The sequence below is a fragment of the Vibrio sp. B1FIG11 genome, assembly GCF_905175335.1.
Taxonomy (GTDB): Bacteria; Pseudomonadota; Gammaproteobacteria; order Enterobacterales; family Vibrionaceae; genus Vibrio; species Vibrio campbellii.
This window is the reverse complement of record NZ_HG992751.1, coordinates 2174706-2189506: the sequence shown is the minus strand read 5'-3', so window position 1 is coordinate 2189506 and position 14801 is coordinate 2174706. Positions and strand designations below refer to the sequence as shown.

General features: G+C 45.4%; 10 protein-coding genes and 2 tRNA genes. 9 read left to right on the top strand and 3 right to left on the bottom strand.

Translation table 11 applies throughout. The features are described from left to right. Positions 1-89 precede the first annotated feature (89 nt). From KHO06_RS10270 to KHO06_RS10260, 3 genes are all read right to left on the bottom strand, one after another. Positions 90-3800 (bottom strand): M66 family metalloprotease, encoded by a 3711-nt coding sequence (locus KHO06_RS10270; RefSeq protein WP_212581506.1) that lies wholly within the window; start codon positions 3798-3800, stop codon positions 90-92. A gap of 424 nt (positions 3801-4224) precedes the next feature. After that, entirely contained in the window at positions 4225-5331 is a 1107-nt protein-coding gene (locus KHO06_RS10265) for a M20/M25/M40 family metallo-hydrolase (RefSeq protein ID WP_005445476.1), read from the bottom strand. Positions 5332-5921: 590 nt separating this feature from the next. Continuing rightward, complete coding sequence (locus KHO06_RS10260) at positions 5922-6386, bottom strand: TetR family transcriptional regulator (protein ID WP_005427911.1); 465 nt, start codon at positions 6384-6386, stop codon at positions 5922-5924. 388 nt (positions 6387-6774) lie between these two features. On the opposite strand from KHO06_RS10260, the gene hppD reads away from it, so the two are divergent. The 9 genes from hppD to KHO06_RS10215 all read left to right on the top strand — a co-directional run bounded on the left by hppD (position 6775) and on the right by KHO06_RS10215 (position 14799). After that, complete coding sequence (gene hppD / locus KHO06_RS10255) at positions 6775-7848, top strand: 4-hydroxyphenylpyruvate dioxygenase (protein ID WP_005427851.1); 1074 nt, start codon at positions 6775-6777, stop codon at positions 7846-7848. Beyond that, complete coding sequence (locus KHO06_RS10250) at positions 7841-8971, top strand: homogentisate 1,2-dioxygenase (protein WP_212581505.1); 1131 nt, start codon at positions 7841-7843, stop codon at positions 8969-8971. The genes hppD and KHO06_RS10250 overlap by 8 nt, the downstream gene beginning before the upstream one ends. A 9-nt stretch (positions 8972-8980) precedes the next feature. Continuing rightward, the gene (locus tag KHO06_RS10245; protein WP_212581504.1) at positions 8981-10018 is read left to right on the top strand and encodes a fumarylacetoacetate hydrolase family protein; all 1038 of its coding nucleotides are present in this window, start codon (positions 8981-8983) and stop codon (positions 10016-10018) included. Between the two features lie 20 nt (positions 10019-10038). After that, entirely contained in the window at positions 10039-10707 is a 669-nt protein-coding gene (maiA, locus tag KHO06_RS10240; RefSeq protein ID WP_212581503.1) for a maleylacetoacetate isomerase, read from the top strand. 197 nt (positions 10708-10904) lie between these two features. Beyond that, on the top strand, positions 10905-11567 hold the full coding sequence (locus KHO06_RS10235) for a DUF2726 domain-containing protein (RefSeq protein WP_005427916.1): 663 nt from the start codon (positions 10905-10907) through the stop codon (positions 11565-11567). A 153-nt stretch (positions 11568-11720) separates the two neighbouring features. Beyond that, a complete protein-coding gene (locus KHO06_RS10230) occupies positions 11721-12059 on the top strand; it encodes a hypothetical protein (RefSeq protein ID WP_212581502.1) in 339 nt (112 codons plus the stop codon). Positions 12060-12238: 179 nt separating this feature from the next. Beyond that, positions 12239-12315: transfer RNA gene (locus KHO06_RS10225), tRNA-Val, on the top strand. 46 nt (positions 12316-12361) lie between these two features. Continuing rightward, positions 12362-12438 (top strand) — tRNA-Val (locus tag KHO06_RS10220). 612 nt (positions 12439-13050) lie between these two features. Then, the gene (locus KHO06_RS10215; protein WP_212581501.1) at positions 13051-14799 is read left to right on the top strand and encodes a hypothetical protein; all 1749 of its coding nucleotides are present in this window, start codon (positions 13051-13053) and stop codon (positions 14797-14799) included. Positions 14800-14801 lie beyond the last annotated feature (2 nt).

The following is a 14801-nucleotide window of genomic DNA, read 5'->3' as shown; positions in this document are numbered from 1 at the left end:
CAGCAATAAAATAGAAAGACGCCCTACACAAGTCTGAGCTTAGGTAGGGCGTTAACGTTAAATGATCATGCTACGAACATTTTTACGAGTTAGAACTGACCGAGATATTGCCAATCAGCGTTATTTGGATTTTCCTCTGTTGGCCAAGGGAAGTACCAGTATTTTCCGTCAATGAGGCGGTAGTAATGATAACCACCACGGAAGTGATACACGTAAATATCGTTTATCGTTCCCGTGTTGTTGTTCTCGCCCCAAACTCCCATGCGATCTTGCTTGTGCCAGTTTAAGATTTCGGCTTCAAACTTAGCTAGGTCACTGTTGAGCTCAGCAATGTACTGTTCAATATCCGTATCGCTACCAATAAAGCGCCAATCAGCGTCAGAGGTGTTTTGAACTGGCAACGCGCCGTTCACTCCCGGACGTTTTTGCATAAAGTAACGGCGCTCACCACTTTCATCGGTATCAATGAAAATAGCGTTCTCAGATTGTCCCCATGTTGTTGAACTCGCTTGTTCCCAAGTTAGCAATTGAGGTTGATTGAAGTAGCTGGCAACACGCTGTGCATTGTCGATGTTACTACGATCGACTTTCAGTGGGTTAAAACCAAACTGGACATGGTTTTCCGCTGAACCTAGGTACTTCCAGCCTTCATTGTCTGCTTGGTTGGTTGGGAAATCCGCCGCAGAGATATCACGCATTAGGAAGTAATCGCGAGTGCCGGTGGCTGGGTTAGGGTACACGTAAAGTGCACCAGCGCGGCGTTCTGCGCTTGTCTCACCATTGTTCAGCACACCCGCTCCATAGTTGTCTGCTACGAACTTGTCGAAGTCAGCCACAAAGCCAAAGTCGATGCGGTTTAACGCTGCATTTTCGGCAAACATTACTTGTTCATCAATGTATTGCTTGTAACCGTGCTCTTGACCAACAAAGATAGGACCAACAAGCTTATCGATCGCCGGGTTTTGATCAGGGATCAAGCTATCGAGCACTTGTTCACCATTCACGTCAGTACAACTTAAGGTGACACGAGTCGGCAGTGGCAGCTGCTCTAGGTTAAAGTGGAACTTATTGCTTTGTGAGTCGTTTAATCGGCTACTTGCAACCGCAATGTTTTGTACTGAGCCATCTTGGCGCTCCACCGTAACTGCGCAGCTACGTTGAGAGATCATACTTGGCTGATACATTCCACCTTGATGTCGCGCGTAACGCCAATCTGCACCGTTGTTGTGTTTCACGCCACTAAACTGCTGGCAATGGGAAGAGGTGAAGTAGCCTGCACCATCATGGCTCGTGCCAGATTTATCAAGTACGCAAAGTGGCACTTCGCCAATTTCAGTGTTCGGCGTGTAAGTCACAGCTCCTTCACCGTATTTAGACAGCAGCGAGTAGTCATGATCTTGAGAAATCATGCGCTCACGTTGACCATTGATGTTCCAGTACATGTCTTCGCTGCTTTCACAACGAGCCATATCCGCACTGACTGTACCGACGAAGTTTGCACTCTCACCGTTGCTTGCCGTGTAGCTGAACTGACAAATGCGAGCCTGCTGGTTGTTGACCTTCATCGTCTGCCACAAATCTTGTTGAATTTGCTCGTCAGACAAAGAAGACACCGCTTGCCAACCTTCCGGATGGTAAGTTACGTCGGGTGCAAAAGGCAGCTCAAATACGTTGCCGTAGTTGGAGTAAATTAGCGGGTACACTTGGCTTGCAAGTTCGTTACGCGGATCGTAAATGCCCAAGATGGTGACAACAGGCACGCCAGCCTTACTAGGCACTGGCGTGTCGTTTTGTGCTTCTTCGTAACTTTGGCTTTCTTGATTCCAACGAACATAGCCAGTCGAGCTGTTTAAATCAACGTTAAAGCCGTTATTGAGCCAAGTTTGTACACGGCGAGACTGAGAAGGGTGCTCTAACGTGTAATGACTAATGGTGCCCAATAGTGCGGCTTCGCCGCCGGCTTGAGCGTCACGCATAAAGCGGAATTCACCCGCAAATGGTGGTACCACTTCACCACCCACATCGTTAGTCGTGGCTTCACCTGTCCAGTGTAAGTTACCAATAAAGCGGCGATGCAGAGCATCCCAACCCCAGCCAGATTCCAAATCGTGCGTAGAAGCATACCAAGGGTAGTGACCAAGACCGTAGTTATGCCCCAGCTCGTGCGACCATTCGTTACCAGTTGTCGCTGTTAACGTCACGATGCCACCGCCGCCACTGCCGCCATGATCAATAATGCCATTGGTGTACACGCCGCGGTTGGTGTGCGCAGTAATGTGGTTGAAGCGTTTATTGTAAGCTTGCGAATAGCCAGCACTATCGACAATGCCGACGTTCGCATTATTCACACCTGTAGATACCAGTGCTTTACCAATGGCTTCACGCATGTCACCACCGTGCCAGCCACCTTCACCATCGGAGCTTGTGGTGTAAACCTTACCGTTTGGCAGCGTTACTTTCGGGAAGTAAGCGGCTGTGTAATCCGCCATCACCAGTTTAGATGCTGGGATTTTCTGGAAGTAATCGGCGCTCAGCTTTGCCATGTTTTTGATCATGGTATTGCCATCACGCGGTGCGGTGAGCATACCCATGTCGATGTTTTGAATGATAAGCTCCGGTGCGCCACCAAAGACAAGTTCATTGGCAGCTAAGTCTCCTTGGCGATCGGTGTTATCGGTTAAGCGCAGCGATAAGCCTGGCTTCATCCAATCCCATTGCAGTGGCAGTGACCAAGCGTGATGGGAGAACACCACTTTAGAACGTCCATTATCTGGCTGATCAGAAGCCGCAAGCGCGCTTGGTGGCAGCATTGGGAGGCGAGTGATGACAGTACCTTCAAAGCTCACTTCTACCCAAACTTGTTGAACGGTTTTGTCTTCTGGCGTGAATAGGAGCAAGGCTTCACGGTCGATCACCAAGTCAGGGAACAGGTTCACATCGTTTTGATTTGGGCCAGTAGTGGTATGGGTTTGAGCAAAATGGATAGAACCAGTCAAATCACCAATCAAGTGATTTACTAGCGCCAATTCGTCCGCGTAGCCAAGGCGTGCGGTACTGGTCGTAAACTCAATCTTTTGTGGCTCGAGACAATCTATCGCATTACATGACGAAAGCTCAGCGGTGTACCGAGTGTCTGGCTTCAGGCTGCCGATGAATAAACCTGATTGTACGTATTCATAACGAGTAGGCTCAGTGCCTGATTCAGTCAATGTCAGAACCACATTGTCATTCGCGTTTTGCGCTGCCCATTTTAGTTGGACACCTTGATCAGAAACGCTGGTAACCTTAAGGGCATCAATGCTCGGTGCGGACAGGTTTCCACAGTCAGAAGTTTCGATATTTTGAATCATCTCTGACTGCCAAATGTATTCGCCATGTGGACCTTTAGAGCCGCGCGCAGCAGGAATGTATTCAATGTAACAACCAGTGTCGTCGCGGTTCATCACACCAAACTCTTTGTGAATCAGGTAAAAGCCGCCGTTGTACATGATGAATTCCCAATCAGGGCCGACGAAGTCTACGACATTACGGTAGGCTTGGTCTTGATCACCAGATAGGAAAGGGAACTTTGGATAGCCATCGAAGTTCACCCAGTATTCATAACCTTGAAAATCAAGGTAGGTTTCTCCATCGCGTTGAAACGTTCCTTCGCCTTTGTCTGCGAATTGCTTGAGCATTTCAATGCGTTCAAAGGTTTGATTCCCGATTTCGACCAGTGTCAGATCGTGGTTCGCGTATGCGAAAGTGGCTGTGCTTCCTAGGAAAGAGGAGATCAGCCAAGCGAGCGTATTTTTCTTCATATTAGACTCTACTTTTGCCAATTGAATAGACATTCGTGTGCCGCCAGAAACTCAGCACGATATGGGGAGTTGCATAAGCGATCTTGATGAGAGTTGCTTACGAATTTGATTATCTGATGGGATTCGGTATCGAAATAGATAGCAAGAATACTGCTTGTGATTTTGCTTCCACCTTTGATCCAGTGGTGAGATTAGATTGGTATCTTATGTCCAAATTCGCTTTTATCTATCTATACAAAATGACGTTTTCTATATATGCGTACGCCATATTGTTCTGAGGGATAAACGTTTTTCAGTGGCTTAGGTTGGCAAGAAAAGTAGGGCGTTACTCTACGGAAATAAAAAATCCCCTTCATGCACAAGACAAGAAGGGGATCCCCGTTAGCGTTTCAAATTCAGCGTTAGTTGCGCTTTATTCTCTAGATTATTTCACTAGGAAGTGCTTAACGAACTCAGTGATTTTCACCATGTCGTCAACGGCGATGAATTCTTCAGTGGTGTGTACTTTCGCCATACCAGTAGAAAGGTTTACCGTTGTTAGACCTTTCTTGTTGAAGTTGTTTGCGTCGCTACCGCCACCAGTGCCTTTTGTGAACGCATCGATGCCCATGTCAGCGAATGCCGCTTTGATTGCAGATACGTGAGCATTGTCTTCTTCGATAACAAATGCGTCGTATGCGCGGCTTGATTCGATTTCAACTTCTGCGCCGTGCTTTTCACATACTGACTCGAAGGTAGAGATCATGTGGTTCACTTGCGCTTCTAGTTTCTCACCGTTTAGAGAGCGTGCTTCAGCAACGATCTTCAGTTCTGGCATCACGATGTTTGTCGCTTGACCGCCGTTTACCATACCGATGTTTGCTGTGGTTTCTTCGTCGATACGAAGCAGTTTCATCTGGTTGATTGCATCTGCCGCTACCATGATTGCGCTGATGCCTTCTTCAGGTGCTAGACCCGCGTGTGCAGGGCGGCCTTTGATTGTCGCAACGATTTTTTGCTGACCAGGTGCCGCAGTCACTATGGTGCCGATAGGACCGCCTGTATCCAGTACGATCGCTTCGTTAGACGTTACGTGCGTCATGTCGAAGTACTCAGAGCCGAACAAACCGCCTTCTTCATGCACAGTGAAAGCAAGCTCTAACGTTTTGTGCTCTAGGTTTTCGGCTTGGATGCAGCGAACCGCTTCCATGATCGCTGCGATGCCTGATTTGTCGTCACCACCTAGGATCGTATTGCCTTTAGAGCGAATGATGCCATCTTCGATGATCGGCTCAATGCCGATGCCAGGCGTTACTGTATCCATGTGGCAGCTCATTAGGATAGAGCCTTCTTTCTTACCTTCTAGACGTGCGTACACGTTAAAGCCGTTAGAAATGTGTTCTGGTACAGGTAGCTTGTGAACAGTAAAGCCTAGTTCGCCCAGTTGCTCAGCCAGAGTTTCTGCAATTTGTTTTTCATTCATAGATTCGCTGTCGATGCGAACCAGTTGGCAGAAATGTTCAACTAGACGTTCTTGATTAATTTGTGTCATTTGGATGTCTCTTTCTTTCTTGGTCGAGACCGCAGCGGTATAGAGTGCGAGCCCGAAAGGGAACAGAACACCTCTTATTACACAGCTAATCCGAGTGAAAGCTGTCTTGAATCAAAAAACACCTCTGCCTGACATTCTTCTGACCTGTCAATTACCGGATCTGATGTGGCGGTCACGAAAGTAAAACCTCGAAAAACATGAAATGAACAGTGGGTGGTAGTGGAACAAGGGAGAGGTAAGAGGGCTGTATTTGAAATGAGCTTTTTACGAATTAATGTGAGCGTGGAAAGCCGCTGGTTTCGTGATGGCAATGATGTATTTATGTACAGGCTCGAGCTATTTTTGTAATTGATGAAAAGTTAGCACTATATATGTCGAGTCGATTGTAATTTGTTTGTCACTTATTGAAGCAATATCACACATGTGGGTTAATACAATCTCTGTTTATTCATGTCCTTTCGCACTGCCTTTCTGGATAGACCGAACTCTGAAAAGGGTTCGGTCGCTTTAATTTTATTGCTTTCATTCTCTGTTTTCTGAGCCCAAAACAAAAAGTTTGTATGTGCACTCTTACTTGGAGAGAGTGATTGCTATTGAGCTTTATGAAGAGTGAGCAGAGTTAATCCTATCAACCATTCGATAATGTGTTTACAGTCTTTATTTAACTTGTAGGAAGCAACAGCCTCTACCTGACGTTGAAAGTCGCAGAGGTAGGGAGTGTGATGTTCACAAACTGTCATCAACAATGCCAAGCGCCAAATTGCCATAAACTCAGCATCATCAAAATGATGTTTCCAACTGCCGATAAACGCAGCTTCATTGTTAGAAAGGTCGAGCTTATCCATCATCATCTTAAGCAATCTACCTTGTAGTGCTCTCGGAATGTCGACCTTCTTAGCAAAATGGTGGCTTATTCCCGTCCTCGATATCCCCGTTTGATCGCTCAACGTCGTATAAGACATTTTCTCGTAGCCAAGTGTAATCAGTTGCTCTGTTGCGACATCGAGAATGGTGTTGATCGTGATTTGGGTATCTTCGTGAGTTCGGCGTGCCATAACTATTGCCAGTATTGTGATTAAAAAATGATACTAACACTTATCGTCAGTCATTCCATATAAATATCCTTATCTTGACGTTGTTTGAATGATAAATGCGCGTTACTGCCCACAAAAATCACCGCGGTAACAAACTGTTTACATCATGGATCGGCGTGTAAATTGATATTGGATATGATAATGCATTGATATAACTTACTTTACTTATGATTTTGGTAAGCGTTTGCGTTAATTGAATGTGTTGTAACATAAATTTTACAATCGAAGTTTAAAACTGCGCAAAGCCAGATTTCCACTCATGTATTCCAATTTTTCTCCTCCTGCGCCAAGTTAGAAATATCGAACGAGAACGCATGTTCAAACACAACAATGACATAAGGAGAAAGTCATGGTGGACACCTACAACCCATTAGGCACGGATGGATTCGAATTTGTGGAATACACAGCGGCGGACAGCGAAGGTATTGAACAACTGAAAGCGCTGTTTGTATCGTTGGGTTTTGCAGAGATCGCAAAACACCGTTCTAAAGAGGCTTGGCTGTACCGACAAGGTGACATCAGCTTTATCGTTAACGCCCAGCCACACAGTCAGGCAGAAGGCTTTGCTAAAGTTCACGGTCCTTCAGTTTGTGGCATGGCATTTCGTGTGAAAGACGCCAACGTAGCACTCAAGCAAGCACTGGATAACGGCGGTGAAGAGTACAAAACGGAAATCGGCCCTATGGAGCTGAGCATCCCGGCAATTTACGGCATTGGTGAGAGCCTTCTGTACTTCGTTGACCGTTACGGCAAACAAAGCATTTATGATGTCGACTTCCGTTTCTACGATGATGCAGAAGAGCGCTTAGCGAAAGCAGACGTTGGTATGTACGAAATCGACCATCTGACCCACAACGTGAAGCAAGGCAACATGGACGTGTGGTCAGGATTCTACGAGCGCATTGGTAACTTCCGCGAGATTCGCTACTTCGACATTGAAGGTAAGCTGACTGGGCTTGTTAGCCGCGCAATGACCGCACCGTGTGGCAAGATCCGCATTCCAATCAATGAGTCCTCTGACGACAAATCGCAGATTGAAGAGTTCATCCGTGAATACAACGGAGAAGGTATTCAGCACATCGCGATGACAACCGATGACATCTACCAAACCGTTCAAACACTGCGAGATCGTGGTATGGACTTTATGCCAACACCGGATACGTACTACGAGAAAGTCGACGAGCGCGTAAAAGGACACGGGGAAGACGTAAGCAAACTGCGCGATCTGCAAGTACTTATTGATGGCGCGCCTACCAAAGACGGCATATTGCTACAAATCTTCACCCAGACCGTAATTGGTCCTGTGTTCTTTGAAATCATTCAACGTAAAGGCAACGAGGGCTTTGGCGAAGGTAACTTCAAAGCATTGTTTGAATCGATTGAAGAAGACCAAATCCGCCGAGGAGTACTAAGCGATGCATAAATGGATCACATTCCCTCATCGGGAGGGAGTGTGCTCCAAGCAAGCACATGCTGATTTCCCGGAAGAGGCAATTTACGAACGTGAAGCAGGTCGAAGTGGGTTCTTCGGTCCTGCGGCACACTTTCATCATCAACACGCACCGACAGGTTGGTCTGAGTGGGAAGGCGATTTACGTCCGCGCGCTTTCGATTTCAACCTAGTCGAAACGGCGAGTCAGACTTCGCCTTGGGCAGTGCCGCATCTGCTACACAACGCCAACTGTAAGATCCGTGTATGGCGTATGGACGAAAAGATGGACTTCTTGGTGCGTAACGCCGATGGTGATGAGCTGCTGTTCATCCATCACGGCACGGCAGATCTTTACTGCGACTATGGTCATCTCAAAGTGAGCGAAGGTGATTACGTAATGATTCCACGCTCAACCAGTTGGCGATTAGAACCAAGTGAGCCAATGTTTGTTCTGATGATTGAAAACACCGATGCCGCTTATTCTTTGCCAGAGAAAGGCATGGTGGGTAATCATGCTGTATTTGACCCGGCGGTTCTGGAAACGCCTTCCATTAACGACGAATTCCGCGCGCAATACTCAGAAGATCAAACTCAAGTTCATGTGAAGCGTCATGACAAAGTCAGCGTGATTACTTACCCATTCAACCCGCTTGATGCGATTGGCTGGCACGGTGACTTGGCAGTGGTGAAAGTGAACTGGCGTGATATTCGACCTTTGATGTCGCATCGCTATCACTTACCACCTTCTGCCCACACTACATTTGTTGGTGCTGGATTTGTGGTGTGTACGTTTGTGCCACGTCCAATCGAGAGCGACCCTGGCGCACTGAAGGTGCCGTTCTATCATAACAATGACGATTATGACGAAGTCTTGTTCTACCACGCAGGGGATTTCTTCAGCCGTGACAACATAGAAGCAGGTATGGTGACTTTCCACCCAGCAGGTTTTACCCACGGTCCTCACCCGAAAGCGTTCAAAGCAGGGCAGGAATATAAGAAGAAGTTTACCGATGAGGTGGCAGTGATGATTGATACGCGCCACGCACTCGAGTTTTCTGACGAGCTCGATAAGGTTGAAAACAAAGAATACGTCTATAGCTGGCAAGAGAAGTAAGGGGCAAGGATGAAATTAGCAACCAAGAAAAATGGCTCTCGCGATGGTCTGTTGATGGTCGTGAGCAAAGACCTGACACAATGTGTTCCGGCAACCGAAATTTTCCACGCGATGCATCTCGCTCCAACCATGCAAGTGGCATTGGATAACTGGGACAAAGTCGCTCCACAACTGGAAGAGCTTTATAACGCGCTAAACAATGGTTCGGTTTCAGGAAGTGAGGAGTTTGAATCCCACTATCTAGCATCACCATTGCCTCGCGCCTATCAATGGGCGGATGGCAGTGCTTACGTCAATCACGTCGAACTAGTGCGTAAAGCGCGTGGTGCGGAAATGCCAGAAAGCTTCTGGACCGATCCTTTGATGTATCAAGGTGGTTCTGACGCATTTATTGGTCCTTGCGACAACATCGAATTTGCCAGCGACGAGTGGGGCATTGACTTCGAAGGTGAAGTTGCCGTGATCACCGGTGACGTGCCGATGGGAGCAAGCATTGCAGAAGCACAAGATTCAATTCGTCTTATCATGCTAGTTAACGATGTATCGTTGCGTGGTTTGATTCCGGCGGAGCTGGCGAAAGGCTTTGGTTTCTTCCAATCAAAACCGTCTTCAGCGTTTTCTCCTGTTGCAGTAACGCCAGATGAGCTGGGTGAAGCATGGTATGAGAACAAAGTGCATCTGCCGCTTGTTTCAACCTACAACAATGCCCCATTTGGTTGCCCGAATGCAGGTGTAGATATGACGTTTGATTTCGCTGACTTGATTGTCCATGCCAGCAAAACACGTCCACTTTCTGCAGGTGCAATCATTGGCTCGGGTACAGTATCGAACAAACAAGGCACGGAGCACGGAACCTCTATCGAAGAGGGTGGCGTAGGCTACTCATGTATTGCAGAAGTGCGCATGATTGAAACTATTCGTGATGGCAAACCGTCGACGAGCTTTATGTCGTTTGGTGACTCTATCAAGCTAGAGATGTTTGACGCAGATGGTAACTCGATCTTTGGTGCGATTGATCAGCAAGTCAGCCAATACCTAAAACACTGAGAGGGAGGGGCAAGGGAAGTATGAGCGATAACATCACCCTCTATGGCTATTGGCGGTCTTCTGCGGCTTATCGAGTTCGCATTTGTTTGAACTTAAAAGAGCTGAAGTACGAGTCCAAATCGGTTCATTTGGTACGTAATGGCGGCGAGCAGCACAGCGCGGAATATCATGAGTTAAACGCCTCTGAGCTTGTGCCAGTGCTGGTGGATGGTGATATTCAACTCAACCAATCTCTTGCCATCATTCAGTATCTCGATGAGCAGTATCCGCAAGCTCGAGTGATTCCAGAGCCATCGCCGCTTCGTTACCAAGCTTTGGCTATGGCTCAGGATATTGCGATGGAGATCCACCCACTCAATAATTTGCGCGTATTGCAGTACCTAGAAGGGAAGCTGTCGTGTGACCAAGAGGCGAAAGTCGAGTGGATTCATCATTGGGTAAATCAAGGCTTTACTGCATTAGAAGAGAAGCTAAACCAGCATCGACAACAACATGGAAACTGTATCTACAGTGTGACTGACTCTCCCTCTGTTGTTGATATTTGCTTAGTGCCTCAAGTGTACAACGCATTACGTTTTGGGGTGGATATGACTCCTTATCCGGTAATTAGCTCGATTGTAGAAGCATGTAATCAATTGCCCGCGTTTATTGATGCTATGCCAGAGAACCAACCTGACGCGAATTGCTAATACTTTTTCTGTATCTTACCGAGTAAAAAACGGGCTCTTAATGGAGTCCGTTTTTGTTCTCTCAACTTGACGTAAAAATCGTGTTCAAAACGTTGGCTACTGTTATTATCACCCCGCAAAATTTATCGGTTTTGTTGCTATGGTTAGGATTTCCATTTAGGCTTTGAGCAACTAGTTGTTTTGGGCGCACTTTATCTATGACCAACATCTTTATCATTGTTGTTCTTCTTGTTGTTTTCTTCTTTATCATTCAAAAGTACGTTATCAAAAACGATGACACGCGAGACTTCCCATACCGTTCGAAAGGTCCTTTATTAAAAGGGCAGGAAGGGGCGTTTTTTAATGCTTTGAGAGCAGCGGTTGGTGATCATGCCGTGGTGTTTGCCAAAGTAAACATGGCAACGTTGATCGCGCCAAAAGAGATTAAGAACAAAAAACAGTTCTTTATTGCCAGTAACCGAATTTCACGCAGCTACTTCGATTACGTTATCTGCGACCCTAGAACGCTTGAACCTCGCGTGATTATTGAGCTTGATAACGGTCAGCAGTTACACAAAGGCAAAGTCGAGCGTCAAAAGTTGCTCATGCACGTATGTAAATCGGCGAATCTGCCTTTGATTGGTGCATCGGTAAAACACAGCTACCAAGTAGGGCGCTTACGTCGTTTATTGGCGGCACACATTGATCTGATTGAACCGGATAAAGAAGTCCGCTTTTGTAAAAAGTGCAGTAGCCCGATGATCATCAAAACTGCAAGCCAAGGTGAGTTTAAAGGCCGACGCTTCTTCACATGTAGCCGCCAGCCAAACTGTACTTACACAGAAAACTACAATGTGGTGTTTGATACAGAAGACGAATAAACATTTCGTTCCCAGATAATGAAATAGAGAAAGGCTTCAACTGGATTAGTTGAAGCCTTTTTTGTGTTTTCCGCTGAACAAAGAACAGCACTTATCAGCATCCGTCCTAGTAGCTCCTATACTTTGATAAAGAAAGAAGAATAGGGAAGCGTTATGCGATATGGATGGATTCTTTCAGCGCTGCTACTCACGTTCAGTAGTCATGCTCAGCAGTCACTTAAACCAATTGAATGCCAATTAACTGATACACCTCAGGACCATTTCTTGTTTTATCGTGAGCAGATGGTTTACCACAGTGAGCAGTTTGCGATTTTCCAAAACTTTAAAGGGCGTGTGAGTACCCAAGTGGATCTCAAAACAGGCAAACTGATTCGCACAACGTTTATTGGTGAACCGTTCGAGCCTAAATACCAAATTTTGTTTGGCGATTGCCCAAACGTATCGCAAGTTTTGCAAATTTGGATGCTCAGTGAAGTGCCTTACGACAATTAACCCAAAACACAAAAGTTAAGTAGATCACACTTTTACAGCGGGTGATACAAGGCTTTGGCGATAAAATCGTCCAAAATTGGATGTTGAGTTTACATTTTCGCCAAACGAATCAAAGTTAGTGAATTTGTGCTTGCACCCCTCATGGGATATAGCTAATATCCATCTCGTTCTTAAGGAATGGGTCCGTAGCTCAGTTGGTTAGAGTACTACCTTGACATGGTAGGGGTCGGCGATTCGAGTTCGCCCGGACCCACCACTCCTTAAAGCCATACTAAAACCAAAGTATGCCGAACATAAAATTTGGGTCCGTAGCTCAGTTGGTTAGAGTACTACCTTGACATGGTAGGGGTCACCAGTTCGAATCTGGTCGGACCCACCAAATTTAGTTCTTCGTGAACAAACGCAAAGCCCGCTATTTTAGCGGGCTTTGTTGTATCTGGAATATTAAGGTGGCTAGCTTTAGCTATCCTTCTTCCTTTGCTGGCATTTCATAAGCTTACAAACGTCTTTAAAGTGTTGAGCCCCCAACAAATGTAATCAATAGTGATTCCCATCATGTGCAAGCATCTAGTTACAGCAATTATCAGAGAATTGCTACCCGGTTCCTAAGTGTTTTTCTTGGCACAGATACGCTAATAACTTGCAGAATTAATCAAAGAAATTATTTAGAAGTTCTTATCGATATTTGGCCAAAGCCTATTTTTAATGAGCGACGCCATCGGTAAAGTCAATTAACAATTATATCGCAGTAAACTGTGAAATTAGGGCAAGTAAAGCTAAGAGTTATGATGTGAACAAAGCTTTAGCGATGAACTGTGAACAAGAAATTGCAGAGGTGGTTGTCATGATCAAAGAGTTAGTTGAACTTAAAGCTGTTCATTTTGCATCCAGGCAAAGCGAGTTATAAAAATAAAAAAAAGTATGGAATACTGTTTATTTTGTGAGTAAAATCCGGAAAAATCCACCTCCTTATACAACTGATTTACTAAAAATGACTGATTTTCTTGCTTCTATCATCGCTTCTTATAGTGCTGCATCTATTTCGGATGCATTCATCTATACCATCCTTTTTCTACTTGTAGCTTCTAGTATTTTGGCTTTTCTAGGAACAGCACCTAGATTTACGGCAAGTACAACTAACATCCTTACCTCTTTGGGTATCCTAGGTACTTTTGCAGGTATTGTTGTCGGTTTGATGGAATTCAATCCAACAGACATCGATGGAAGTATTGAATCTCTGCTTGCAGGCTTGAAGACTGCATTTTTAACCAGTCTAGTTGGTATGGCTGCATCGATCATTTATAAGGCTATTCTTGGAGCCATTCCGCAAAAAGGTGAAGATACAGTAAAGGGTATTGGACCTGAAGATATTTACTCTGTTATGTCGGCTCAACTGAATGCTTCCAATGAGCTGCTATCTGCGATCAAAGGTGATGAAGATTCATCATTGACTTCTCAAATTAAAAACCTACGTGTAGATATCAACGATGGAAACAAATCATTAGCTCACCATATGGAAAAAGCAGCTGAGGGTAGTGAGCAATTCCAGCTTAAACTCTGGCAAAAAATGGATGAGTTCGGTGAACTTTTATCTAAGTCTGCAACAGAGCAAGTTATTAATGCACTGAAAGAAGTCATTGTTGAGTTTAATGACAAACTGACAGAGCAGTTTGGTGAGAACTTTAAGCGATTAGACGAGTCAGTGAAGAAACTCGTTGATTGGCAAGAAAACTATAAAGACCAACTAGCAGATATGGCCATGAAGTATCAGCTAGGTGTAGATGCTATATCTTCGACAGAGAAGTCAGTAGCTAGCATCAATGAACGTACAGAAGCCATCCCAGCGACTATGGAAAAACTTCAACAAGTTATGGAGTTAGGTCATGGTCAAGTGACGGAGCTCGAGCATCGCTTAGAAGCATTTAAAGATCTTCGTGATAAAGCAGTAGAAGCAATGCCGCAAATTCGCGAGCAAATGGATAATACCATGTCGGTAATTGGTGAATCAGTTAAAGCGGCTTCGACACATTACGAATCAATGCTACAAGAGTCACAAAACATTATTGATAACTTCAGTTCGACTGCGACTCAGAGTGTTGAACATATGCGTACAAACTTGGAAGCGGGAGCCGAGAATGTATCGAGCCAACTAATTGAAAGCTCTCAAACGTTGGGTGGGCAATTATTGGAAGCATCAACGACGTTCCAAGATCAAGTGGGCACAGCAACAGGCGGCCTAAGCAATGTGACCAGTCATCTAACTGATACGACAGAGCAGATTAGGCAACACCTTGAAGACTCAATTACTGAGCTGAATGGACAGCTTCGCGTACTGGTTGCCGATATTAAAGACGATGCACGAGAAACAGGCAATGTTCTAAAAGAAGCCAACCAAGAGTTACTAAATAGCACGAAAGAAATTCAGTCAGAAACGACATCAGCGATCAAAAAACTTCACGATCGCTTAGAAACCACTCTAGAAGAAGTGTTCAAAGTGCAGGCAGAGGCAGTACGCAGAACATTCGATAGCTTAGAAGACCAGATCACGCAGTCAGTAGGTAGAACTGGTAGTGCAGTTGAGAAACAAGTGGAAGTGCTTGATCTACAAATGCAGCAAGAAATCAACCGAACTATGAATGAAATGGGTGAAGCGCTTGCAACGATTACGCAGCAATTTACCCGCGATTACCAACGTACGCGTGAAATGTCGAATGTTGTAAACAGTAAAATTGCAGTGTAATC